Origin of the sequence: Micromonospora sp. WMMD961, assembly GCF_029626145.1 — a bacterium.
Lineage (GTDB): Bacteria > Actinomycetota > Actinomycetes > Mycobacteriales > Micromonosporaceae > Micromonospora.
Genome location: NZ_JARUBJ010000002.1, coordinates 4,016,766 through 4,041,555 on the forward strand (window position 1 = coordinate 4,016,766; position 24,790 = coordinate 4,041,555).

At 72.5% G+C, this 24,790-nt stretch carries 20 protein-coding genes and 2 pseudogenes; 10 read left to right on the forward strand and 12 right to left on the reverse strand.

Annotated elements, in window-relative coordinates; translation table 11 throughout:
* Positions 1–215 precede the first annotated feature (215 nt).
* Positions 216–470: pseudogene (locus O7614_RS18330) on the forward strand (hypothetical protein); the annotation flags it as partial.
* Between the two features lie 344 nt (positions 471–814).
* A complete protein-coding gene (locus O7614_RS18335) occupies positions 815–1,972 on the forward strand; it encodes a low temperature requirement protein A (RefSeq protein WP_278139678.1) in 1,158 nt (385 codons plus the stop codon).
* Between the two features lie 56 nt (positions 1,973–2,028).
* Here the strand turns inward: O7614_RS18335 and O7614_RS18340 are convergent, their stop codons facing one another.
* On the reverse strand, positions 2,029–2,856 hold the full coding sequence (locus tag O7614_RS18340) for a hypothetical protein (RefSeq protein ID WP_278139679.1): 828 nt from the start codon (positions 2,854–2,856) through the stop codon (positions 2,029–2,031).
* 252 nt (positions 2,857–3,108) lie between these two features.
* Between O7614_RS18340 and O7614_RS18345 the strand changes: the two genes are divergently transcribed.
* Positions 3,109–3,315: a hypothetical protein gene (locus tag O7614_RS18345; protein ID WP_088989422.1), complete on the forward strand. Its 207-nt coding sequence runs from the start codon at positions 3,109–3,111 to the stop codon at positions 3,313–3,315.
* Between the two features lie 334 nt (positions 3,316–3,649).
* Positions 3,650–4,609, forward strand: a complete 960-nt coding sequence (locus O7614_RS18350) for a TIGR03557 family F420-dependent LLM class oxidoreductase (protein WP_278139680.1) — start codon at positions 3,650–3,652, stop codon at positions 4,607–4,609.
* A gap of 177 nt (positions 4,610–4,786) precedes the next feature.
* On the opposite strand, the gene O7614_RS18355 is transcribed toward O7614_RS18350, so the two are convergent.
* From O7614_RS18355 to O7614_RS18375, 5 genes are all read right to left on the reverse strand, one after another.
* The gene (locus tag O7614_RS18355; protein WP_278139681.1) at positions 4,787–6,295 is read right to left on the reverse strand and encodes a hypothetical protein; all 1,509 of its coding nucleotides are present in this window, start codon (positions 6,293–6,295) and stop codon (positions 4,787–4,789) included.
* Between the two features lie 174 nt (positions 6,296–6,469).
* A complete protein-coding gene (locus O7614_RS18360) occupies positions 6,470–8,566 on the reverse strand; it encodes an amino acid transporter (RefSeq protein ID WP_278139682.1) in 2,097 nt (698 codons plus the stop codon).
* A gap of 88 nt (positions 8,567–8,654) precedes the next feature.
* Complete coding sequence (locus tag O7614_RS18365; RefSeq protein ID WP_278139683.1) at positions 8,655–9,056, reverse strand: hypothetical protein; 402 nt, start codon at positions 9,054–9,056, stop codon at positions 8,655–8,657.
* Positions 9,057–9,420: 364 nt separating this feature from the next.
* Complete coding sequence (locus O7614_RS18370; RefSeq protein ID WP_278139684.1) at positions 9,421–10,191, reverse strand: DUF5995 family protein; 771 nt, start codon at positions 10,189–10,191, stop codon at positions 9,421–9,423.
* 136 nt (positions 10,192–10,327) lie between these two features.
* A complete protein-coding gene (locus O7614_RS18375) occupies positions 10,328–13,225 on the reverse strand; it encodes a LuxR family transcriptional regulator (protein WP_278139685.1) in 2,898 nt (965 codons plus the stop codon).
* Between the two features lie 194 nt (positions 13,226–13,419).
* Here O7614_RS18375 and O7614_RS18380 point away from each other — a divergent pair, with 194 nt between their 5' ends.
* Entirely contained in the window at positions 13,420–15,687 is a 2,268-nt protein-coding gene (locus tag O7614_RS18380) for an adenylate/guanylate cyclase domain-containing protein (RefSeq protein ID WP_278139686.1), read from the forward strand.
* Between the two features lie 173 nt (positions 15,688–15,860).
* Here O7614_RS18380 and O7614_RS18385 read toward each other — a convergent pair whose 3' ends face one another.
* Together O7614_RS18385 and O7614_RS18390 are read right to left on the reverse strand one after the other, a co-directional pair.
* Positions 15,861–16,679, reverse strand: a complete 819-nt coding sequence (locus O7614_RS18385; protein ID WP_278139687.1) for a methyltransferase domain-containing protein — start codon at positions 16,677–16,679, stop codon at positions 15,861–15,863.
* 395 nt (positions 16,680–17,074) lie between these two features.
* Positions 17,075–17,713 (reverse strand): TetR/AcrR family transcriptional regulator, encoded by a 639-nt coding sequence (locus tag O7614_RS18390; protein WP_278139688.1) that lies wholly within the window; start codon positions 17,711–17,713, stop codon positions 17,075–17,077.
* 50 nt (positions 17,714–17,763) lie between these two features.
* Here O7614_RS18390 and O7614_RS18395 point away from each other — a divergent pair, with 50 nt between their 5' ends.
* Complete coding sequence (locus O7614_RS18395) at positions 17,764–18,693, forward strand: NADP-dependent oxidoreductase (RefSeq protein WP_347404356.1); 930 nt, start codon at positions 17,764–17,766, stop codon at positions 18,691–18,693.
* Between the two features lie 36 nt (positions 18,694–18,729).
* On the opposite strand, the gene O7614_RS18400 is transcribed toward O7614_RS18395, so the two are convergent.
* The 4 genes and pseudogenes from O7614_RS18400 to O7614_RS18410 form a co-directional block, all read right to left on the reverse strand.
* Positions 18,730–19,296, reverse strand: coding sequence for a dienelactone hydrolase family protein (locus O7614_RS18400; RefSeq protein WP_278139690.1), 567 nt, complete (start codon positions 19,294–19,296; stop codon positions 18,730–18,732).
* Between the two features lie 55 nt (positions 19,297–19,351).
* Positions 19,352–20,458: a nucleotide disphospho-sugar-binding domain-containing protein gene (locus tag O7614_RS18405; protein WP_278139691.1), complete on the reverse strand. Its 1,107-nt coding sequence runs from the start codon at positions 20,456–20,458 to the stop codon at positions 19,352–19,354.
* Positions 20,459–20,784: 326 nt separating this feature from the next.
* Positions 20,785–20,850 (reverse strand): annotated as a pseudogene (locus O7614_RS32240) (hypothetical protein); the annotation flags it as partial.
* Positions 20,851–21,027: 177 nt separating this feature from the next.
* Complete coding sequence (locus O7614_RS18410) at positions 21,028–21,477, reverse strand: MarR family transcriptional regulator (RefSeq protein WP_278139692.1); 450 nt, start codon at positions 21,475–21,477, stop codon at positions 21,028–21,030.
* Positions 21,478–21,614: 137 nt separating this feature from the next.
* Here O7614_RS18410 and O7614_RS18415 point away from each other — a divergent pair, with 137 nt between their 5' ends.
* The 4 genes from O7614_RS18415 to crcB all read left to right on the forward strand — a co-directional run bounded on the left by O7614_RS18415 (position 21,615) and on the right by crcB (position 24,728).
* Positions 21,615–22,835 (forward strand): MFS transporter, encoded by a 1,221-nt coding sequence (locus O7614_RS18415; protein WP_278139693.1) that lies wholly within the window; start codon positions 21,615–21,617, stop codon positions 22,833–22,835.
* A 141-nt stretch (positions 22,836–22,976) separates the two neighbouring features.
* Positions 22,977–23,735 carry a class I SAM-dependent methyltransferase gene (locus O7614_RS18420; RefSeq protein WP_278139694.1) on the forward strand — a complete coding sequence of 253 codons (759 nt, stop codon included), beginning with the start codon at positions 22,977–22,979 and terminating at the stop codon, positions 23,733–23,735.
* A 157-nt stretch (positions 23,736–23,892) separates the two neighbouring features.
* Positions 23,893–24,369: a CrcB family protein gene (locus O7614_RS18425; protein ID WP_278139695.1), complete on the forward strand. Its 477-nt coding sequence runs from the start codon at positions 23,893–23,895 to the stop codon at positions 24,367–24,369.
* A complete protein-coding gene (gene crcB / locus O7614_RS18430; RefSeq protein ID WP_278139696.1) occupies positions 24,366–24,728 on the forward strand; it encodes a fluoride efflux transporter CrcB in 363 nt (120 codons plus the stop codon). The genes O7614_RS18425 and crcB overlap by 4 nt, the downstream gene beginning before the upstream one ends.
* Positions 24,729–24,790: the final 62 nt, after the last annotated feature.

The window sequence follows — 24,790 nt, forward strand, 5'->3', positions numbered from 1 at the left end:
CTTCGGCGGGCGAGCCGGTCGCGGCCAGCCCGGCCGGCGATGCGGAGACCACGGCCTCGCTGACCGACCCGGAGCCGGTGAGCACCGACGAGGCGGTCACCAGCCCGGTGGACGCCGAGCGGCCCGTCGTGGCGACGCCGCCGGTCCGGCCGATCGACGCCGCGACCCCTCCGGTCCGTTCGGCCGCCGACACCGCGATCAGCAGCGCCCAGGGCGACCCGACGGGTCCGGCCGACGACTTCCGCCGTATCCAGGGGATCGGGCCGAAGATGGCGGCGGCGTTGCAGGACGCTGGTGTGCGCACGTACGGCCAGCTCGGCGAGTTGGACGAGCCGGCGCTGCGCGACCTGATCCGGGCCGCCGGTCTGCGCGCCGCACCCGGGCTGGCCAGTTGGCCGCAGCAGGCCCGCGTGCTCGCGGGTGCCAGCGACGAGATGGCCGCGATGCTGTCGAACGGCAACCAGGCCTGACGCCCCGCCTCGGGCCCCCGGCCGGCCGTCCACCGCGACGACCAGCCGGGGGCTCGCCCGTCGGTGGCGAGACGAGGTCCGGTGCCGGCGGCCGCAGCACGACGATCCACCCGACATCCCGGACACCGCGGTAACCACCCGGGCGACGCCCCGACCTCCGGGAAACCCGGGTCGACCAGCCCGGTCGGGGGAAGACCCGGCGAATCCGGGGTCGTGCCGCCGGTTGCGCGTTACCGTCCGTTGAGGTGGGCCGGACGGGTCCGTCGAGTCGGCCGGTTCCGCAGGAGTAACCAGTGCACCTCCCCGCGCCGGAGCCTGCGTCGCCGCGGGCCAGCGGCCCTCCGGTGCGAGATCCGGAGGGCCCGCGCCGGGTGACCCTCCTCGAACTCTTCTTCGACCTGGTGTACGTGGTCGCGCTGGCGCTCATCTCCCGGACAATGGTCGACGAACTCGACTGGCGCAGCGCCGGACAGGCACTGATCATGCTGGCCGCCGTCTGGTGGACCTGGGCGATCACCACTCTCGTCACCGATCTGTACGACCCGGAACGCACCGAGATCAAGCTGCTGATCAGCTCGGTGATGTTCGGCGCGCTGCTGATGACCACGGCGATCCCGCAGGCGTTCAACGACCGGGGGCTCGTCTTCGCCGGCACCTACGTGGCGATCCACCTGGGGCGTGGACTGTTCCTGATGCCGGCGGTGCGGCGCCAACCGCAGACCCAGCGTCGAGCGGCGCGCATCTTCACCTGGTTCGCGGTGTCGGCGATCCCGTGGCTCATCGGCGCGTTCGTCAGCGGGGACGCCCGGATCGCCTGCTGGGCGGTCGCGCTCGCCATCGACTACGTCGGTTTTCGACTCGCGTACCCGGTGCCAGGCCTCGGGGTGGTGCCGGAGAAGCAGCGCAACGTCACGGCGGAGCATCTGTCCGAGCGTTACCAGCAGTTCTTCATCATCGCGCTCGGCGACTGCATCCTGACGATCGGCACCATGTTCAGCATGGAGCACAACGAGGCCGAGAACATCGCGGAGTTCGCGGTGGCGTTCCTGACCACCCTGCTGCTCTGGCGGATCTACGTGCACAAATCCGGTGAGCTGCTGCCGAGCGCGATCCAGGCGTCCAGGTCACCGAGCAGGTTCCTGTTCAGCGCGCCGTACACCCATCTGATGATGATTTCCGGCGTGGTGACGACGGCATCCGGCTTCCACCTGGTGCTGCACGAGCCGACCGGGGAGACGCCGCCGGCCTGGTTGGCGGTGATCCTCGGCGGCCCGGCGCTGTTCCTGGCCGGCCGGGCCTCCTTCGAGTACGAGGTGTTCAGCCGGGTGTCCTGGTCCCGGCCCGGAGGCATCCTGGCGCTGCTGACCATCGCGCCCGCCGCGCTGTACCTGCCGCCCATGTTCACGTCCCTGGGTGCCCTGTTGGTGCTGGTCGGCGTGGCGTACGCGGACTACCGGAGAAGTCACGGCAAGCCGGCGGAGGCCCCCAGCCCACCGCACTGAACCGGCCTGCGAGCGCGTGCCGCTCGACGTGCGGACGCCGGCCTCGCGACCGCCACTCACACCAACGCGCCGGCGTATTCCCGAATCTGCAACCGCTGCCGGGCGCTGCCGGCCAGGCGCACCTGCAGGCCGAGCGGCGCGGCGGCCCGGCGGACCTCGTCCAGGTGCAGCGAGCCGTGCCGGTCCACGGTGAGCACGGGCGGCTCTTCGAGTTCACCCTCCGGCGCGTGGAAGGAGAGCAGGGTGACCGAGGTGGTGAGGTAGCCCGGGTACGCGGCCCGGGCCGCCGCCTCGTCCCGGTGCGAGAGCACCACCAGGTCGTCGAGGTGGGCGAAGTCGGCGGTGAGGGCCCCGGCCTTCCAGTGCGCCGGTTCCTCGGCCGCGCCGGTGAGGTGCCGGGACCGGTTCGCCGAGGTGATGTAGAGGTGGTCCGAACCGGTCTCGGCGAGCGCCCGCTCGAAGAAGGCGTTGGACGGGCAGGTGAGACCGGGCGCGATCACCTGGGTGGTCCGCAACCCCTGGTCGACGCTGACGAGGTGCTCGGGGAGCCGTTCCGCCGCCGGCCCCCGGAAGCCGAACGGACCGGCCCCGTAGAGGGCGTCCATCAACGCCCGCACCCGTCCGACCGGCAGTCTCGGTGAGATCCGCGTCCAGTCGTACATCCCCGGGATGCGTCCGATGGCGGTGGTGATGCTGCCGATCTGGTGGACCGGACGGCCCTTGGCGAGGTTGACCCGGCGCACGGTGGCCGCGTCGGGACGCGTGACGATGGCGTAGAAGTTGGCGAACGCCACCGCGACGACCGCACCGCCGGCGAGCGCGCGGGCCGCGACCGCGACGTCCTCGGGGCGGTCGATGTACAGGGGTGGTGTCGGGGCGTCCATGAGTCCTCCTCGGCGGGGCCGTGAGGCAGTTCTACGTCCACCGGCCCGTACGGCGGCGAGGTCGGTCGGCGATCCGATAGAGCGCCCGTGCTACCCGGTGCGGGTGACCGATGCGTGGGCGGTACTCAACGGTGGACCGCATCGGCCGGACGGACGATTCGTGGGGTCGCGGTTCGCGACCGTTAGCCGCGTGACCCGATTGGGTACAACGCCTGCACCTCAGCAATCCACCACATTCCTCAGGAGGCAGCGATGCGCGGCACCTCGATACTCGGAGTCATCGTCGTGATCTGGTTGTTGATCGGCGCGGTCGCCGCCGGCCAGCGCGGTTACTACAGCGGCGACGACACCAACTGCGCCGAGGCCGGCACGATCCTGGTCACCATCGTGGCCGGGCCGTTGAACTACATCGGCGCCAACCCCAAGGTCGACTGCAAGCTGCCCGAGCCGTCCAAGTAGGACAGGCGTTCACCGGCCCAGGCTCCCCGGTTGGGGGCCTGGGCCGGCGCACGGCAGGGCCTTTCAGGTGTCGTGGACGACCGGTCCGCAGCGGCCGTTATGGTCGTCGCCCGGTACGGACTGCCCACCAGCACCCCCTGACCAGGCCCGACGAGGCCTGACGGGCGCGCTCGACCGGCTGGTGCGCTGACCGGCCATTCGCCGTTCGCAGAGGCGACCGGCATACTCGCTACGGCATCCTAGGAGGCTGGTTTGCGGGTCTGGCGGCGTTTGTCGGTGCTCCGGCCGGGAACCGACCCGGCGTCAGTCACGCGGACGGCGTCGGGAGCAGGGCATGCAGATCGGCTACAAGCTGGCCTCGGAGGGGTACGGCCCCCAGGAGATCATCCGGCAGGCCGTCCTGGCCGAGCGGGCCGGTTTCGACTTCGTCGAGATGAGCGACCACTACCACCCGTGGCTGGACGCCCAGGGGCACTCGTCGTTCACCTGGAGTGTGCTCGGCGCCATCGCGGCGAAAACCAGCACGCTGCGGCTGGCCACCGGCGTCACCTGCCCAACCGTCCGCTACCACCCGGCGATCATCGCGCAGGCCGCAGCGACCATGGCGCTGGTCTCCGACGGACGGTTCACCCTCGGGGTGGGGGCCGGCGAGCGACTCAACGAGCACGTCGTCGGGCAGGGGTTCCCCAGCGTACGAGGCCGGCACGAGCGGCTCCGCGAGGCACTGGAGATCATCCGGCTGCTCTGGCAGGGCGGCTACCAGTCGTACGAGGGCCGGCATCTGCAACTGGAGGACGCCCGGGTCTTCGACCTGCCGGACACCCCGCCGGTGATCGCCGTGGCGGCCAGCGGCGAGGCGTCGGCCCGGCTCGCCGCGGAACTGGGCGACGGGCTGTTCGCCACCGAGCCGGACGCGTCGATAGTCGAGCACTACCGGCGGGCGCACGGCTCGGGCCCCCGCTACGCCGAGGTGCCGCTGGCCTGGGCCACCGACGAGCAGCAGGCGGTGCAGGCGGTGTTGCAGACCAGCCGGTGGATGGTCACCGGCTGGAAGGTGATGAGCGAGCTGCCGAACCCGGTCAACTTCGACGCGGCCAGCGCGTACGTCGAGGAGAAGCACATCCGCCAGCTCTTCGCCGTCGGCCCCGACCCGGAACCGCACGTCGCGAAGGTCCGGTCGTACGTCGACGCCGGCTTCGACCACATCGTCCTGCAGAACGCCGGCCCCGACCCGGATGGCTTCCTCGACTTCTTCGCCGGCGACCTCGCCGGCCGTCTACGCGCGCTGGGTTGACGCCAGTCCTGTGATCAGGTGATGAGAAGTAGCTCGGAAGCGGCGGCGGAACCTACTTCTCATCACCTGATCACGACAGGGCCGACGGCGAGCCCGGCGGTTGGCGGTCACGGAGCGCCGCCCGTCCGGACGATCGTCCGGACGGGCGGTGCGCTCGGGATGGGTGCGCGGGTGTGTTCAGCGGAAGCAGTGCGCGATCGGCACCTGGCTGCCCTCGCAGTTGGTGGGCTCGTTCTCGACGACCACGCTCTCGTCGTCGATCTTGACCTGGGCGTGCGAGGCGAAGACACCGCCGGGCTTCACCGTCGACGCGTTGTGGGTGATCTTGCTGGTGTAGATCGCGACCGAGCCGGCGGTCGCGTAGATGCCACCGCCCGTGGACGTGGCGCCGACCGCCTCGTTACGGGTCACGTCGCTGCCGCGGACCAGCAGGTTCGCCTTCTCGGCGTAGATGCCGCCGCCGAGGCCGTGGGTGGTGTTGCCCTCGACCACGCTGTCGTCGAGCGGCGTCAGACCCTTGACGGTCGAGATGCCGCCACCGTTGACGGTGGACGTGTTCCCGCGGATGGTCATCGTGCGCATCACCAGCACCGCGTCGGAGTTCGCAGCCCCGCCGCCGACCTGCGCGGTGTTGTTCAGCAGCTCGGTGTCGGAGACCTTCGTCCGGGCCGAGAAGCTGGCCAGCCCGCCGCCCTGGACGGCGCTGTTCTGGGTGAAGGAGACGCTCTCCACGTCGGCGGCCCCACGGTAGTTGCCGAGTCCGCCGCCGTACGCGTTGGCGCTGTTGCGGTGGAACTCGGACCGCTTCAACGTCAACACGCCACCGTTGAGCAGGCCCCCGCCCTTGCCCGCGGCGCCGGAGGCGCTGTTGCCGATAAAGGTGGAGTCGGTGACCACCAGGTTGCCGTCGTTGAAGATGCCGCCGCCGCCGCCCTCGGGCGACAGCGAGGTGCTCTGGGTGACGGTGACCCGCTCCACCACGGCGGTCGCGCCGTGCACCACGTGCACGCTGCCACCCTCGATCGCCGAGCGGCCGTTGTGCAGTTCCACGTCCCGCAGGGTCAGCTCCCCGCCGTCACGGACCGTGAAGAACCGGAAAGCGGCGGCCTGGGCGTCGCGGGCGATCGTGGCCCCGGCGCCGTCGATGGTGATGGGCTGGTAGATCACCGGCAGACCGGCGGTGTCGTCGGCCGGGTTGTGCGGAGGCGCCTCGGCGTCACCGGGGGTCTCCGCGGCGTCGGCGGCCTCCCGTGCGTCGCGGATCCCGCCGTCGTACTGGTCGGTCTCGTGAAACGCCTCGGTGAGGACGTAGCGGCACTTGGGCGCGAGGCGCAGTTCCGCGCCGCCCTCGGCGTTGGCTGTCACCAGCGCCGCCACCAGCTTCGCGGCGTCGCAGGGCACCGACACCACGCCCCGCTTGCCGGTGCCCGGGGTAGCCGGGCGGTCCCGCTCGGCGTCCTGGGGTTCAGGCTGGCGGCGATCGTCGGCCCGGCGGTCGTCGTCGCTCCCCGCCGCGCCGAGCCGCCCCAGGCCGGGGAGGGTGAGGGCGCGGTCTGCGGCGGCGGCCACACCGGCCACGCCGGCCGCCCCCACGACCAGGCTCCCCGCCAGCAAACCGCTGGCTAAGAACCATCGGGACCGCCGTCTGGGTCGGGTCGCGCGGTCTCCCTCTCGGTTCGTGGACATCAACGGTGCCTACCTTCCTGCCTACCTGACGTTTCCGCGCGCCGATCCGGGCGCGGGGGGCTCGACGTGCTGTCGACCACCAAACGTCACGATAGGTCCGCAATACGGACAGGAAGGCGTGAACGTGAATAGTGCCCTTATTCATCTTCGGAACCCACCAAACGGGGCAACCGCTCACCCGCCGACGTGGATGCCAGGACGTCGCAGCGGGTCGTTCTCGGTCCGGCGAATGATCTCCCGTACCACCGGAGGGGTGTCACCACGGCCGAGGATGAGATAGCGCGCCAGGTGCGCGATCGGGCTCCCCTCAGACCACTCGAAGTGCGCGTGTGGCCGCACCCCGGTGGCATCACGCAGGGCCAGCAGGATCGCGGCGATCGCGTTGGGCGCGGCCGGGCTGCTGGCCCGCAGCACCCGGAAGCCGTTCACCTCGATCCCGTGCACCCGAAGCACCTGGCTGAACTCCGACGGGTCGACCACGTCGATCTCCAGGAACAGCACATCCGCGGCCCCGGGCACCGGATTCATCCCGCGCTGCGCCCGTTCCTTGACGGTGTACTCCTTCACCGAGCCCTTCTGCCGCTTGTTCGCGATCAGGTGCAACTGCCCGTCGTGGGCCAGCGACTCGGTGATGAACCGACGGGCCGGTTCGTCGAACTCGATCCGCTCGGCACGCAGCTCGGTGGTGCGGGTGACCCGGGACACCAACGAGACGGCGATGATGCCGAGGATGAACAACGCCGAGATGGTGATCCCGTCCGGTTGCTCGATGACGTTCTCCGCCAGCGCGTACAGCAGCACCAGGGTCAGCACCGTGAAACCGATCGCGCCGCCGCGCTGGTGGCGGCGGGCCGCCGCGATCGTCACCGCCACCGCGCCGGAGACCATCATCGCCAGGATGCCGGTGGCGTACGCCCCGGCCTGTGCGTTGACGTCGGCCCGGAAGGCGACCGTGATGGCGACGCTGACGACGGTGTAGACGATCACCACGGGCCGCACCGCCCTCGCCCACTCCGGCGCCATGCCGTACGACGGCAGGTAGCGCGGCACGATGTTGATCAGCCCGGCCATCGCCGACGCGCCGGCGAACCAGAGGATGAGCACGCTGCTCACGTCGTAGGCGGTGCCGAACGCCTCGCCCAGATAGGTGTGCGCCAGGAACGCCAGCGCCCGCCCGTTCGCGCCGCCACCCGGCCGGAACTCCTCCGCCGGGATGAGCGCCGTGGTCACGAATGTCGTCGAGATCAGGTACACCGACATGATCAGGGCGGCGGTGGTGAGCAGCCGACGCGTGTTGCGGATCCGGGCGGCGAGCCGGGCCTGCTTGTCCGGCCCGTCGGCCGCGACCAGCGGCATCATGCTGACCCCGGTCTCGAAACCGGACAACCCCAGCACCAGCAACGGGAAGGCCAGCACGGCGGTGAACAGCACGTGGCCCGGCCCACCGCCGGTGCTGGTCAGCGCGGCCGTCCAGTCCGACACGATGCCCGGGTTCTCGACGATCCGGGCCACCGCCACCCCGACGATCACCGCGTTGAGCAGCAGGAAGATCGCGACGAGCGGGATGGCGACGACCACCGCCTCACGGAAGCCGAGCAGGAACACCCCGCCGAGGATGAGCAGCAGCACGACGGTGACCAAGACCGGCACCAAAGCACCCTGCGGGGTCTCCGGCAGGTACGGGTTCTCCAGCAGGTGCACGGTGGCGTCGGCCGAGGAGAGCGTGATCGTGATGATCCACGAGGTCGCCACGAAGCCGAGCAGCACGAGGACGAAGATCTTGCCCCGCCAGAACGGCAGCAGCCGCTCCAGCATCGCCACCGAACCCTGACCGTGCGGGCTGTCGTGGGCCACCCGCCGGTACATCGGCAGCATGCCGAACAGGGTGAGCGCGACGATCAGGAGGGTCGCCAGCGGGGAGAGCGCGCCGGCCGCGACCGCGGCGATGCCCGGCAGGTACGACAGCGTGGAGAAGTAGTCCACCCCGGTCAGGCACATCACCTGCCACCAGGCGTGCCTGCGGTTCTGCCCCTCGCTCGCCTCCGGCCCGGGCGGCTGCACCTGGTGCTGGAAGAGCCACCGGCGCAGTGCGCTGGCCGGCGGCACCGAACGGGCCGGGCTGGCCACGCGTTCGGGCACCACGATCCCCGCCCGGCCGCCCGGGTGCGGGCGGGCCGGGTCACGGGCCGCCCGCAGCGCCGGGTCCGGCCCGGTCGGCGTGTGCCGGCGTCCGCCCCAGCGTCGGGCTCTCGCCCGGTGCTCGTCACCCATCGTCAGTCCCCACCCTCACCGATCCTGACCCGACGGTAGGCGGTGGCCGGGCACCCAGCCGGCCGAACCGGAGACGTGAACGCGCTGCTCAGGACGGGTCCGGGACGGCGAGCAGCCGAGCCAGCGCCGGCGGGTCGGCGACGGTTACCGTGGCCGCCGGGTGCCGCACGCGCCCGCCGGGCACCAGGGCCGGCACCGGTGCACCGAAGCGCAGGCAGATCCCGCCCGCCGTACTGCTGCCGAAGCTCGCGCCCCGGTCGACCATCGACACGTGCGGCCCGATCACCCGCCACCAGCGGTACGGGCCACTCAGCTCGACGGCGGTCACGTTGTCCCGGGCGGTGCGCAGCCGCCACGGCCCGTACCGGATCATCAGCTCCCGGTCGGTCACGGCGACCCATGCCGTCGCCGGGCGGACGCCCACCAGCGCCAACACCGGACGGAACAGCGGATCGAAGCGGAACGGGAATCGCATCGCGACGCCGGTCATCGCGCACCCGGTCGGGCGGTGGGTCGGGACACCGGGCCACCCGGCCGCAGGGGCCCGGGCCGCGCGGGCCGGGGTCGGGCGGCGGGCCGCCGCCGGGCCAGGACGGTCATGGCGCGGGCGTACCCGTTACGCGCCCGCCGACACCCGGCAATCGCACACCGTCGGCGGTCCTCCCCCACCGCCGGCCGGCACCCCCCGGGCCGGCCGACGGTGGCAGACGGTCGACACCCCCCGGGCCGACCGGCTGTACCCCCCGAGGCGACCGGACGTCGGCCCGGCCCCGTGGGGTGGGTGGAGCTGGTGGGACGCGCCCCCGCGCTCCGCCGCCCCCCACGGGGCGGAGCGCGGGGACCCCCCGTCCCGACTACTGCAGGAACGCCCCCAGGGGCGAGAGCAGCAGCCGGCCGAGCGCTGCGGCGTTGTCGTCCAACCGCAGGCGCTCACACTCGCGGGCGTCCGGATCGTGCCGGCACCGCCAGATCTTCTGCGCGTTGCGCCAGGCGACATCGCGGGTGTACTCGACCAGTTCCCCCTGGTACCAGTCGTCGATGTCGCCGTTGAGCATGTCGATGAGCAGCTGCCACCGCTCCAGATAACCGCGGCGCAGGCCGGGGATCTTGTCGGCGAAGATGTTGTTGATCTCCAGGTAGTCGTGGTGCTGGTCGCTGCCGTCGACCGGCTCCGACTCCAGGTGGTCGAACGTGGTCACCAGCGCGAACGGCAGGTCGAAGTTGATGTGCGCGTTCACCCCGGCCGCCGCCGAGGGCAGCGGGCGCGCGTCCGGCCCGCGCATCCGCTCGAAGAGGCACGACCAGGCCTTCGGGGTGCCCGGGCTGGAGTCGGTCCACAACCGCATCGCGTCGAAGTAGCGTGCGGCGAACTCGACGTCGAGCCGGGACAGGAACACCGGGTCGACGAAGCGGTCGTCGTACAGCCCGTCGAGGACGCTGCTGGTGATGGTCAGGTAGAGCTTGTTGAAGTCGGCGAGGGGGCAGCTCTCCTCCAGCGGAGGCAGCCGCACCAGCAGGTCCTGGAGCTTGGTGAGGTGATCGACCACGGCCGGCACGTCCGCGGGATGGTCGGCGAGCAGGTCGACGATGTCCCGGTGCACGGGCCCCCAGACCGGTTCGGTCATCTCTCCTCCATGGTGGTCGGCGGCATCCCCCGTGCCGTCGGCGACGCGGCTCAGCCTTTCAGCCCGCGCCGTCGGCCGAATCAGTAGAACGACGTATCCCGGCGCGCGCAGGCGCGCCGGGATACGTCGTGGTCGGTCAGCCCCGGTGGTTGCGCAACTGGATCGCGCTGGCCTGAACGCGGGTGCGGACCTGCAACTTGTCGAAGATGTGCGAGACGTGCACGCCGATGGTCCGCTCGCTGATGAACAGCCGCTGCCCGATCTCCTTGTTGGTCAGCCCCTCCGCGACCAACGCGAGCACTTCCCGCTCCCGTGCGGTGAGCGCCGCCAGCTCGTCGTCGGACGCCGGGGCCGGTGCACCCCGCGTGGCGCCGGTGGTGTCCCGCTCCTCCAGCGGCACCCGGGCCCGCCCGGCCAGCTCGCGGATCTCCGAGGTCAACGGCACCGCGCCCAACCCCTGCGCCACCTCGTACGCCTCGCGCAGCAGCTTGGCGGCGGTCGCCAGCCGACTGCGCCGAGCCAACAGCGCCTCGGCCTGCCGCAGCCGCGAGTACGCCGCCGGGTAGGGGTGATTGCGACGGTCCCACTCGGCCGCCGACACGGCCCACAGCTCCGGATCGCTGCCGTCGAGGCGGCTCACCTCGGCGGCGCAGAGCGCCAGGAACGCCTCCACCACCGACCGCACCGGTCGCGCCGCGCCCGCGCTCTTGCGGGCCACCCGGTCGGCGACGTCGCGCAGCCGGCGTACCGCCGTCGGGTCCACGTCCACGGTGCGGCTGGCGTGCGCCTCCGCCTCGGCGCGCAGACCGTGCCAGACCAGCGCGGACAGGATCATCACGTCGTCGGAGCGGCTCTCGGTGAGGCCACGCTGCACCGCCTGCCGCGCCACGTCGTGCCGGCCCTCCCACATGGCCAACCCGGAGCGCAGGGTGAGCAGCGGAATGACGTGCCGCGCCCCACCGCCGGCGAGCAGGGTCGCCACGGCGTCCAGGTCCCGACCGGCGGCCTCGATGTCGCCGTAGCCCACCGAGAGCCGACACCGGGCGAGCAGCAACTCGACGGCGTCCGCACCGGACGGTCGGTGCCGCAGCGCCGCCGCGACCACCTTCTCCGCCTCGGCCCACTGACCCACCCGGAACAGCCCGTTGATGGCGATGGCCAACAGCCGGGTGCCCCAGGTGCGGCCCAGCCCCAGCTCCGCCACCCGCTCGGCGCCCCGCCGGGCCACGACGACGCCCTCCTCGAGGATGTTCAGCGGCCCGGTCAGCAACTCCGCCAGGTGCAGGTATGCGCAGGCCACGTCCTCGGGCTGGCCGGCGCGCTCAGCGGCGTCGAGGGCGTCGCGCATGACCGCCAGACCGGCGTCCGGGTCCTCCAGGCAGGCGTCGCTGAAGCCCAGCGCGGAGCTGGCCAGCACGACCTCGGTGGCGGACCCCTCCACCTTCTCGGCCAGCGCCAGCGCCTCCCGCGCCCGCTCACCGGCGTCGGCGTACCGGCCCAGGTGCAGCAGCAGCTCGGCCAGGCGCGCGGCGGCCGAGGCGCGGTCGCGCGGGGAGCAGTCCGCCGCCTTCAGCGCCCGCTGGTATTCCTCCTCGGCCAGCGCCGAGCGACCGGCGGCGGCCAGGTAACGGGCCCGGCGGATGTGCAGCGCGCAGCTCGGTTCACCGCCCTGGAGCGCGGCCAGCTCCTCCAGCAGGGCCAACGCCCGGGCGTGCTCCCCACAGTGGTGGGCGGCTTCGGCGGCGTGTCCGAGCAGTTCGACACGGTCCACCGCGAGCGGACCCGACTCGGCGGCGAGCTGCAACGCCGCCGACCAGTGCCGGTGCGCCTCGGCGTAACCGTGCAGCCGCTCGGCCTCCTGCGCGGCGGCCACCGCCGCCGGCAACGCGCGCGCCGGGTCACCGGCCAACCGCCAGTGGTGGGCCAGTCGGGCCTGGTGCAGCTCACCGGGCGCCGAGGTCAGCGCCTCGGCGTAGCGGCGGTGCAACCCGGAACGCTCGGCCGGCAGCAACTCGTGCGCGAGCACCTCGGCGACCAGGCGGTGCCGCAGCCGGTAACCGTCGTCGGCGCCGACCAGCAGCCGGTGTGCCACCGCCGCGCGGGCCGCGTCGATCAGCTCGTCCTCGGGCAGCCGCAGCACCTCGGCCAGCAGCCAGTGCTGCACCGGCTCGACGCCGGCGGCCACCGCGTGCACCACCGCGTGCGCGTGCTGCGGCAGCGCGTCGACCCGGTCGAGGAATATCTCCCGCAGCGTCTCGGACAGGCCGTCGCGGCCGTCGCGCAGGTCGCGGGCCAACTCCTCGATGACGAACGGGTTGCCGCCGCTGCGCTGCCACACCTGCTCGGCCGCGTCCGCGGACAGGGTCCGGCCGACCACCGCGGCGGCGAGTTCCTCGGTGTCGGCCCGGCCCAACGGCGCGAGGTCGAGCACCCGCACCGTCCGCAGGCGACGCAGCTCGGTGAGCACCCGGCGCAGTGGGTGCGCGCCCTGCAACGACTCGGCGCGTACCGCTGCCAGCACCGACAGCTGAAGGTCACCCAGACCGGCCAACAGGTAGAGCAACAGCTGCCGGGTGCTGCGGTCGACCCACTGCAGGTCGTCGAGGATCAACACCAGCGGTCTGCCCTCGGCGATCAGGTGCAGCCCGCGCGAGACCCGCTCCAGCAACGCGCCCGCGCCGTCCGGGCCGGCGGTCTCGTCGGCGACCATCTGCAACAGCCCCCGTACGGCCGAGGAGCTGCGCGCGCGAGAGGCGGACAGGTCGGCGTCGTAGCGGCGCAGCGCCTGCAACAGTGGATGCAGCGGAGAGGCGTCGCCGATGTCCAGGCAGCTGCCGGTGAGCACCACGGCGCCCTGGTCACGCAGCCGGTCGCCGATCTCACCCAGCAACCGGGTCTTGCCCACACCACTCTCGCCGGTCAGGAAGACGGCGGCGGTCTGCCCGTGCGCCGCGTCACCGAGCAACGCGGACCGGACCGTCCGCACCAGCTCGGCCCGACCCACGAGCGGTGCGGTGTCCACATCGCTGGCCATGGCACGCAGCCTAATCACAGTGCCCCGTACCGTTCTACGGCGATCCGCCGCCTGTGGTACTCCTCGCGTCGACTTTGCGACTAAAGGTTGCGGGTGGCCGACATACGTCGTTCTGCAGATCCCCCGTGAGCCCAGGGATGCCAATCTCCGAAGGTCGTCAGGCAGGAGCGGGCAGAAGGGCCGGTGCGATACCCATGACCAGCAACATCGTCGTCGTCGACCCGCAGCGGACCGGGACTGGACACTGGCCGGTGCCGGAGGAGAGACGCACCGTCACCGTCCTCTTCGCTGACATCGTCGGCTCCACCGGTCTGGTGGAGCGACTCGACCCGGAGGACGTCCGCGCCCTGCAACGGGCCTACTTCGACACCGTCGCCGGCGTGCTGCACCGCTGGCAGGGAGTCGTGGAGAAGTACGTCGGCGACGCGGTGATGGCCCTCTTCGGCGCGCGGCACTCGGACGGCTTCGACGCGTACCGGGCGGTGCGCGCCGGGCTGGAAATCCAGGCCGCGCTGGACCGCCGGCCAATGGTCGGCGACATCAGACTGCGCGTGCGCGTCGGTGTCGCCACCGGCGAGGTCGTGGTCGACCTGGGCGGCGCCGTCAGTGGCGGGCACGGCGTGGCCAGCGGCGCGGTGATCACCACCGCGGCCCGCCTGCAGGAGTACGCGAAGCCCGGCGCCGTGGCGCTCTGCGCGGCCACCGCACGGGCCACCGCCGGCCTGATCACCCAGCGTCAGCTGGCCGCGGTGCCGGTCACCGGCCGGGTCCCTCCGATGCCGGTATGGCACGCCGTCGGCCCGGTACGCCCCGGCACCGACCGCCACGACGGCCCGCTGATCGGTCGTCGCCGTGAACTGGCCACCATCCGCGACCAGGTGAGCCAGGCCATCCGCGAACAGAGCCCGAAGTGGCTGTCCCTGGTCGGCCCGACCGGCAGTGGCCGCAGCCGCCTGCTGCACGAGTTGACCCGCGGACTGACCACGGTGGACGGGATGTCGGTGCGCTGGTGTGTGGCGACCTGCCAGCCGTACCCCGATCAGGTGCTGGCACCGGCCGCCGAACTGCTCCGCGGCCTCGCGGGGGTGCGGCACGGCGACGGCCCGGCGGTGGTCCACGACCGACTGGTCTCCACCCTGACGTCGCTGTTCTCCCCGGAGCGCGTCGCCACGGCGATCCCGGCCCTGCAGAGGTTCCTGACCACTCCGGACAGCTCGTCGGCGGCGCTGGCGGGGGCGGCGGTCTGCCGGGACGTCCTGCTGCGCCTGGCCGCGAACCAGCCACTGATCGTCGCCGTGGACGACGTGGACCGGGCTGCGCCCGCGATGAGCCGGTTCCTGCACGCGTTGTTCAGCGCGGCGACGGCACGCGGTCTGCCACTTGCCCTGATCACCCTGCACCAACCGCAGTGGGCCGACTCCCGACCGAGCCCGGCGCGACGGCTGACCATCGGGCCACTGGCCACGGTGCAGTCCGGACGACTGCTGCGCCACCTGCTGAGCCGGGCCGGGCAGCCGGTGACCCTGGCCGGCCGGTTGCTGCCGCTGGTGGGAGGCCGACCCGGGCACGCGGCGGCGTACGTCGCGTCGCTCGTGGAGGGTGCCGACCCGGAGGCGCTCCCGCTGCCCGAGGCGCTACGCCGGGTGGCCGGCGCGGAGCTGGACCATCTCGACGGTGAACGGCGGGCGGTGCTGATGGCCGCCGGCACCCTCGGCGGTGTGGTCTCCGGTGCTGCCGTCGACCGGGCCCTCGACTGGACGCCCGGCCGGTCCGCACCGGCGCTACGCGGACTGGTCGCCGCCGGGCTGCTGCTCCTTCACCGAGCCGGCGGGTACGTGTTCGCCGCGCCCGCACTGCGTCAGGTCGCCGCCGAACGCCTCCCTCGCGCGTTGCGCGCGGTCTTCAGCCGCCGCGTCGCCGACGGCGTCTGCATCGACACCGTCCACCCGGAGGCCGTCCTGCCCAACAGCCCTGCCGCCGAACGCCCGGCCGCCGTTCGCGCGGGTGCCGTTCGCGCGGGTGCCGTCGTGGGCGGCTCGGGGGCGCAGACCGCCGAGGTCGTGCCGCTCGACGCCGCTCGCTCCCGGGCGGGCCTGCGCGCTCTCCCGTCGGCGCTTGCCCAGGCACCGCAATCCGGTCTTACCGGCTCCCCACGCCGACGCATGCCCACCCCGACGATGGCCCCACCACCCACCGCGATCAACGGGCCGGGCGGCCCTCGCCGACTCCGAGCCGTCGCGTCAGCCGGCGACGTGAGGGCGTCCCCGTCGCGGGCCAACACGGGCCACCACTGGCCCTCGGACGTCGGCCATTCCCCGGCGGCGATCCGTGCCGTGCCTGCCGTGCCGAGGTCAGCCGGACAGGGCGCGCCTGCCGGCGTCGACGCCCCGCCCGGCGCGATGCGCGCCGTACCCCGCCCGCCGTTGATCCGCCGGCCGGACGCCCTGGCCGCCTCCGCCTGAGGGCCGGCCAGCGGTCGCGGGTGCCGGCTCCAGACCTTGGTCCGGCCTCGTGACTCGTTTAATGATCGTTGGCAGCTGAGCAGGTCGACACGCCGAGCACCGCCCCGCTCAGCTGCCAACGATCACCGCGACGATCCAGAGCAGGTCTCGGGCGGCGGGTCAGGACAGCCGCTCTACGGCACGGACGCCGAGGCCAGCAGCGCCGCCGTGGGCAGGGCGAGCAGGCCGTCCGCACCACGGTAGACGGAAGTCAACTCGTCGTACGCGGAACGAATGCGAACGATCATGTCCGGCGGCTGGGTCTCCATCAGCAGACCCGGCGTGCTGATGCCGTTCGCCGGGCCGCTCCACCACGCCTCGGAGTCGGTCCGATGCGCCCAGGTGATCGTCTCGCAGCGCACGTCCGTGAGCCCGGCGGCGTCGAGCACACCCGCCAGCCCATCGAGAGTACGGGGGAAGTCCTTGTCCGCATCCACCCTCGGCATCGATGTTCGGCGTTCGACCCCAGCAGCATCGAAGACCTCACCCCAGAGACGCTGCGCCTTCGGCGGCGGGTAGGGCCAGATCGTCACGGCGATCCGACCAGCCGGCCGAACGACCCGCCGGAGCTCACTGATCGCGGCCAGCGGATCGCCCACGTGATTGATCACGAAGTTCGCCACGGCCGCGTCGAAGTGCCCGGAGGCGAACGGGAGGCTGGGCAGAGCCGCGAGGCGGACCTCTTCGGCGGACGGGACCCGGCTACGGGCCATCTCCACCATGGTGGGCTCGGGGTCGACGGCCACGACGGTGGCACCACGAGCGCACGCCAACATGGCGACGGTCCCGGGACCGGTGCCGGCATCGAGCACCCGCAGGCCCGCGCCGACGTTGGCGGCGTCCAACAACGACGGTGCCGGATGGGCACAGAGCGCGGCGAAGCTGCGGTCGTACGCCGTCGCACGCCCGGCCCAGCGCGACCGCTCGTGATCGTCGAAGACTGTCGTCGTCATTGCCGTACCCCACTCCGGGATCATGATCGTGGCGCCACGATATCGGGCGACGTGCGTCCGGCGACGCCGTGAGCAACGCTGGACCGTGGCTCGCCCCTGTTGCGAGCTGGCAACCGTTCTCCGGCGGCGGTGCCAGTTGATCCCTCGGAAAGGTCACCGCGAACCAGAACCACCGCGAAGCGGGTGCACGGCACCGCCTCGCCGCCGCGCATCGGCGCCAGCGCTCGTTGCGCGAGGCCGACAATCCGCCCGACCCGGCTGGGTCGGCTTCGCGACCAAACCCCGCCTCGCCCCGAACACGATCGGCGCGGCGGTCCGGGCCGGGATCCCGGCCGGCTGGGTCACCGGTGACGGGGTCTACGGCACCGACCCGGACCTGCGTGCCGGATCCGCGCTCACCCGCGTCTGGATGCCGGTGCCGCCGGCGCCAACCGCGCCACGGGCGGGAGCGGCGAGACGTCCGGGGAGGCTTGGAATGCCGAGATGGCAAGCGCGGCGAAGCGCCGGGAGGCGCTGACCTGGGTAGTCGGCGAGGACGCGTGGATACCGCTGTTGGCCATGAGTACGAGGATGACGTCGTGCAGGACGAAGTCGGGGCGCAGGCGGCCCGCCTCCTTGGCGCGGCGGGCCAATTCGTCGATCGCTCTGAGCGCGTATTCACGGCGCGCCTCGAAATCAACCGCCTTGGGAAAGGTCGAAATAAGCGCTGCGGTAAAGCCTCGGTCGCGTGCGTGCAGTTCACACATTTTCGTGATCACGAGGCAGAAACCGTGCCATGGATCCAGATCGGCAAGGCCCTCGTCGACAACGGTGCGACATGCGTACATCTGTTCTGCGAATGCCTCGGTGACCAGCATCTCCTTGGTCGGAAAACGGCGGTACAGGGTGGCGGGTGCAACCCCGGCGCGCCGAGCAACCTCCCGCATCGGCACGTCCAGGCCGTCAACGGCGAAGACCGCGCGGGCGGCCTCGAGGATGCGCTCGCGGTTGTCCAGGGCGTCGGCGCGAAGCGCGTGAGGCAAACGGTCGGTCACGGCTCTCACTTTAGCGAGGCGGACAGCGGCCTGCGTTAGCGTCCGTACCCATGAGGGCTTTGCAATTTTCGAAGTACGGTCCCGCGAGTGTCCTTGAGGTGTCGGAGGCACCGGAACCGCACGCCGGACCCGGCCAGATACGGGTGGCGGTTCGGGCCTCGGGTGTCAATCCGGCCGACACGTACGTCCGCGTCGGCCGATTCCAGGAGTGGATCCCGCTCCGCCTGCCGCACGTGCCCGGTGTCGACGCTGCCGGCGTGGTCGATGAGGTCGGTGACGGGGTGAGCACTGCTCGGGTGGGCGATGAGGTTTTCGGGATCACGGACTACAACCAGATGGGCGGGGCGAACGCCGAATACGCCGTCCTGGCCGCGTGGGCACGGAAGCCGGCCGCCCTGACCTGGGAGCAGGCCGGCGGCGCGGCGAGCAACATCGAGACGGCCACCCGAGTGCTCGACCGGTTGGAGGTCAAGGACGGCACTACGCTGTTGATCGAGGGCGCGGCTGGCGGGGTCGGCACGACCGCGATCCAGCTCGCGGTCGCTCGGGGCGCGGTCGTGATCGGCACTGCCAGTGACCGCAACCATGAGTTCGTCGCCTCGCTCGGGGCGATCCCGACCACCTACGGCCCCAGGCTGGCCGAGCGGGTCCACACCCTGGTGCCCGGCGGGGTGGATGTCGTACTCGACTGTGCCGGCTCTGGGTCCATACCCGACCTGGTCGGCCTGGTCGCGAGCCCGGACAGGGTGGTGAGCATCGCCGACATCAACGCCGCGGCCTACGGCGTGCGCCTGTCGCGTGGCTCAGGTCCCGGCGCGGACACACCGGCTCTGGAAGGAATCGCCGCCGCCGGCGAACTCGCCGAGCAGGGTCGTTTCACGGTGCCGGTCGCGGCCGTGTTCACTCTGGCAGAGGCGGCTACCGCCCACGAGTTGAGTGAGTCCCGCCACGCGCGAGGCAAAATCGTGCTGAAGCCGTAGCCGAGCCCCGGCAAGCGCGGTCCGCGGGACGGGTGCTCAGGGGGCGGCCAGGAAGGCCAGCACGCGCGGCCAGACCGATGCGGTGGCGTCCGGGGAGTGCTCGGCCAGGTCCGGGTCGCTGAACAGGTGGCCCACGCCGGGGTAACGGAAGACCGTCAGGTCGGCACCGGCGTCGGTCATGGCCTGCTGCCACTCGTCGACCTCGTCCGCCGCGTCGTACGGGTCGGGGTCGGCCAGGTGCAACTGCACCGGCAACCCGGGTCGGACCGCGTCCGGGGCGCCGCCGGTGCCGTGCAGCAGGAGCAAACCGGCGGCCTCGGGGCGTTCGGCCAGCAGCGCCCCGGCCACGCCGGCACCCATCGAGAAGCCGGCCAGCACCGTCTCGGGTGGCAGGTCGCGCAGCGCGGTGCGGGCCCGGTCGAGCACCACCTCCTGGCCGACCTTGTCGAGCAGCGCGAAGCCCTCCTCGACGGTGTCGGCGGCCGGGACGCCGTACAGTTCGGGGGCGCTGACCTGGTGCCCGGCGGCGCGTATCCGGTCGGCGGCGGCGCGCACGGCGGGCCGCAGCCCGTACACGGAGTGGAACAGCACGACGTGTCGCATCACGTCATCCTGCCGCAGCCGACCGCGCGGCCGGTGGGGCCACGCGGGGCGACGGTCAGACCAACGCCGCCAGCCGCGCGACGAGGTCGGTCGGCGGCGGCATCGCGGCGATCTCCCGGCTGACCTGCCCGGCGACGGTGCGCAGGTCGTCGTCGGTGAGCAGACGGGTCAGCGTCTGCGCGGTGATGTCCCGGGGGCGCAGCGCCAGGCCGGCACCTCGGCGGGCCACCAGCTCGGCGTTGTGCCGCCGGTCCCCCGGACCGACGGTGGCCAGTTGGGGTAGGCCGGCGGCGAGGGCACCCAAGACACTGCCCGCCCCACCGTGGTGCACCAGCGCCACGCTCGCCGGCATCGCCTCGTCGAGCGGGATCCAGTCGACCACCCGCACGTTGCCGGGCAGTGAACGAACCGACCGCTCGTCCGGTCGGACCAGCACGATCTCGGCGTCCACCTGAGCGGCGGCGGCCACCACGGCGGGCATCGGCCCCCGGTCGCCGGGGCCGGTCAGGGTGCTGCGGGTGACCAGGATCCGGGGACGCTCACCCGGCTCGCGCAGCCAGGCCGGCAGTTCGCCGCCGCCGACGTAGGAGTCGTACCGCATCGGCCAGCCGCCCTGGGTGGCGACGCTGGGCGGGGCCACGGCGAGAGCGGCGGCGGGCGGTGGCAGTTCGCTCAGACCGTGTCGGCGCAGGGCGGCGCCGAGCCGGCCGGTCGTCGCGCGGACCAGGTCGCGGCCGTCGAAGAGGGCGTTCTCCTGCCGTACGGCCGGCACGTCGAGGCGCGCCGCGGCCACCGCGCCGGCGACCGCGAACGGCTCGTACAGCACAAGGTCCGGCTGCCACTGGGTGGCCAGCGCGACCACCGGGTCGGTGAGCTGGTCGTTGAGCGCGCCGAAGAGCAGGCCGGCGCCCCGGGTGCCGGCGGTGCCGGCCATTTCGGCGCGCGCGATCAGCGGATGGCGGGGGAAGACTCGCAGCGCGATCCGGCCGAAGTCGAAGCCCGGAGCGATGTCGTGCACCGCCAGACCGGCGTCGGCCGCGGCCAGACCACCGCCACCGGTGGCCAGCAACACGTCGTGACCGGCGTCGCGCAGCGCGACCGCGAGCGGCACCAGCGGGAAGACGTGCCCGACGAGCGGGGCGGAGACCACCAGCACGCGCATGGCCGCATCCTATGTCTCCACCGACGTCGAGGCGGGCCCCCGCACGCACACCCCGAGCGGGCCGACGCGCCTCCACAGGGGACGGCGTCGACCCATCGCGGTCGCTGCCCGTCAGACGGCCGCCGGTCGTTGGTCGTTGGTCGACGATGCGGCGCATCTTGCCCATCGACCGCTGCACCGCGTCCGGGGCGAGGACGGCGACGGCGACGCTCACCCCGATGGTGTTCTTCACCAGCTCGGCGAGCGTCGCGCCGGCCCCGCGCGGCCGTGTCCGCAGCCACCTCCGCCCGCCGCTCCACGCACACGGTCAGGGTGTCCAGCCGGCCGCGCCGATCGAGGACGCACTGGAAGTGCGGCGACAGCTGCGGGGTCCGCAGGATCAGCTCCTCGATCTGGGTGAGCGCAGTCGGTCGCGATGCAGGGCGCGCAGCTCGTCTGTGCCGGCACGCTCGATCGGCTCCGGTTCCTCCCCCGAGGGGTGCGGGCCTGCATCGACTGCCTCCTTGGTGCGGCGGTCCCGGTGGGGCTGCGGGTGCCGTCCGCCCGCCGTCACCGGGCTGACGCGGCGGTCAGCGGGCGGCTGGCAGCCGGTGCAGGGCGTCGACCAGCGGTGCCAGCTCAGGGGTGGCCTCCGCCTCGGCGAGCGCGTCACCGAGCACCCGGTCGTGGGTGGGCCGGGCCTGGCCGAGCAACTCGGAGCCGGCCGGGGTCAGCTCGGTGTAGATGCCGCGCCGGTCGTCGGCGCAGAGGATGCGGGTGAGCAGACCGCGCTGCTCCAGGCGGGTGACCAGGCGGGTGGTGGCGCTGCCGGAGAGCGCCGCGGCGCGGGCGAGCTGACTCATCCGCATGTGCCAGCCGTGCTGGCGCGAGAGCGCGTCGAGGACCGTGTATTCGACGACGGACAGGTCGTGGCCGGCCTGCAGGGCCCGCTCCAGGGACGTCTCGATCAGCCCGTGCAGGGCGGCCAGGGTGCGCCAACCCTGCGCACGGATTTCGACGGCGTCATCGGCGATGCCCATGCCGGCCCTCCTCGGGGGTGATCTGGACGGCCCCAGGCTACCACGCTTGCGCCGATATAACGCGCGTGCAAGTATTTCGTTGCCGACGCGTGTAGTTGCACGCGCCGGACATTTGACCTCTCCTCGATGGGAAGACCATGCCCGTACGACAACAGTCCCTGCCGCCCGGCCTGATCGCGCTGGCCATCGGCGCCTTCGGCATCGGGCTCACCGAGTTCGTGATCATGGGTCTGCTGCCCGACGTGGCCGCCGACTTCGCGGTCACCGAGCCGGTGGCCGGCTGGCTCATCTCCGGTTACGCGCTCAGCGTGGCCGTCGGCGGGGTCGCCCTCACCGCAGCGGTCACCCGGCTGCCCCGCAAGCCGGTGCTGCTCGGCCTGATGGTGCTGTTCATCATCGGCAATCTGCTCTCCGCCGTCGCCGGTGACTACGCCGTGATGATGGCCGGCCGGATCGTCGCCGCCCTCTGCCACGGCGCGTTCTTCGGCATCGGCGCCGTGGTGGCCGCCGGCCTGGTCGCACCGGCCCGCCGCGCGGGCGCCATCGCGATGATGTTCGCCGGACTGACCATCGCGAACGTTCTCGGCGTCCCGTTCGGCACCTTCCTCGGGCAGCACTTCGGCTGGCGGTCGACGTTCTGGGCGATCACCGCGATCGGCGTCATCGCGCTGATCGGCTTGGCCCTGCTCATCCCGGCTCGCGACACCGCCCGCGCCGACCGTCCAGCCGCCGGACTGCGTGGTGAACTGCGCGCCTTCACCCACTCGCAGGTCTGGCTCTCCCTGGTGGTCACGGTCCTGGGCTTCGGCGGAATGTTCGGCGCGTTCACCTACATCGCCTACACGCTGACCGAGGTCAGCGGCTTCGCCACCAGCACCGTGCCGTGGCTGCTCGTCCTCTTCGGAGTGGGGCTCTTCGCCGGCAACCTGCTCGGCGGCCGGGCGGCGGACCGGTCCCTGTCGCGCACCCTGGTCACCGTCCTGGCAGTGCTCACCCTGGTGCTCGTCGGCTTCGCGCTGACCGCGACGAACCCGGTCCTGACCGTCGTCTCGCTGGTGCTGATGGGCGGGTTCGGTTTCGCCACCGTGCCGCCATTGCAGATGCGGATCATGCACTACGCGCACCAGGCACCGACGCTGGCGTCCGGGGCGAACATCGCCGCGTTCAACCTTGGCAACGCGCTGGGCGCCTGGATCGGCGGTGTGACGATCGCCGCCGGACTCGGCTACACCTCGCCGATCTGGGCCGGCGCCGCACTCACAGTGGCGGGGCTGGGCGTCCTCCTCGGTGCGTTGCGACTGGCCCACCGCCGCGAGCCGGCGGAGACCGACGCGGCCCTGGTGGACACGGCGGCCTGAGCCGCCGACAGGAGAACGCCGGGCCGGGCGGCTGCCCGACCCGGCGCCACTCTGATCATCGCCTCGCCATCATCTCGCAGTTGCAAGTTATGTGCAACAAGGTCTGGACAACGCCGTCGTAACGTAACTAGCCTTCCCCGCATGAGTCCTTACATCACCGATCCGTGGGCGTGGCAGGAGAGCTGGGATCGCCAGCAGGCGGCGTTCATGCCGGACCGGGAACACCGGTTCACCGCCATGCTCGACACCGTCGACGCAGTCCTCGACGGCCGGCCGCCACGGGTGCTCGACCTGGCCGGCGGCACGGGCAGCATCTCGCTGCGGACACTGGCGCGCTTCCCCGGCACCGAGGCGACCCTGCTGGACCTCGACCCGGCGCTGCTCGCCATCGCCCGCGCCTCGCTGGGCGACCGGGCCACCGTCGTCACGGCCGACCTCGGCACCCCGGACTGGCGCTCCGCACTCCCGCACCGCGAGTACGACGCCGTCCTCACCGCCACCGCGCTGCACTGGGTGCCGGCCGACCGACTCGGCCAGCTCTACGCCGAGCTGCGCGACGTGCTGCGACCGGGCGGCGTGTTCGTCAACGCCGACCACATGCCGGACGACACCCTGCCGGAGCTGACCAAGCGGCTGATGGACCGGGCCCGGGACCGGCGCAACGCCCGGTACGCCGCTGGCTCGATGCTGTCCTGGTCGGACTGGTGGGAGCGGGCCGGCGCGGACCCGGCACTGTCTCCGCTGGTGACCCAGCGACAGGACATCTACCCGACCGGGCACAGCCCCGAGTGGTCCCCGCCCGTCTCGTGGCATTTGGCCGCGCTCACCGCGGCCGGCTTCAGCGAGGCCGGCACGGTCTGGCGGGGAGGCCCGGACGCCGCGGTGGCGGCAGTACGCTGACCCTTCGCCCTCCCCAGACCGGCGTGGCGCTAGGGTGGTGTCGGAGCCGAACGACTCCCGGCGGTGGGGCCCGCCGTCCCGCCTGCACGCCGGGAGAACCGCGACACCGCTCGCCAACGGTCCCTGCCAGTGATGCCCGTGCTGGTAGGGAGGATTCGTGTCAGAGCCGTTCCAGCCGCGTACCGATCCAGACGTCGACCTCCGGGTCTCCACCGACCGGGGCGAGCTCACCGCGCACCCCGCGACCGTTCTCGCCGCCATCGCGGCCGGCGGGGCGCTCGGTGCGCTGGCCCGGGCCGGTCTGCAACACGCCGTCCCGCACCCGCCGACGGGGTTTCCGTGGGCCACCTTCGCCATCAACACGTCCGGCTGCCTGCTGATCGGCGTGCTGATGGCGGTGCTCGGGCACCTCGACGGTGGCCCCCCGCTGGCTCGCCCGTTCCTCGGGGTCGGGGTGCTCGGCGGGTTCACCACCTTCTCCACCTACTCGGTCGACATCCAGCAGGCCATCGTCGTGGGCGCTCCGGGCACCGCGCTGGCCTACCTGGCCGCGACGCTGCTCGGGGCGCTCGTCGCGGTTGCGCTGGGCGACAACGTCACCGCCCGACTGCTGCGACGCAGGGTGACCCGATGACCGTGCTGCTCATCGCACTGGGCGCGGCCGTCGGTGCTCCGCTGCGCTACCTCACGGACCGGGCCGTGCAGTCTCGGCACGACTCGGCGTTCCCCTGGGGCACGCTGACCGTCAACGTGGTCGGGTCACTGCTGCTCGGCGCGCTCGTCGGTTGGTCCGTCGGCCCGGCGGTCACCGCGGCGCTCGGTACCGGCTTCTGCGGGGCGCTGACCACCTACTCCACCTTCAGCTACGAGACGCTACGACTCGTCCGGGGCGGCAACCGGCTCCTCGCGATTGCCAACGCGCTGGGCAGCGTGACCGCCGGGCTCGTCGCGGCCACCGCCGGCTACGCCGTGGCCCGCGCCCTGACGGGCTGACCGCACACCCGCCGTACCGCGCCCGACTCCATCCCCACCAACGCCGGGACCAGGGCCGATCC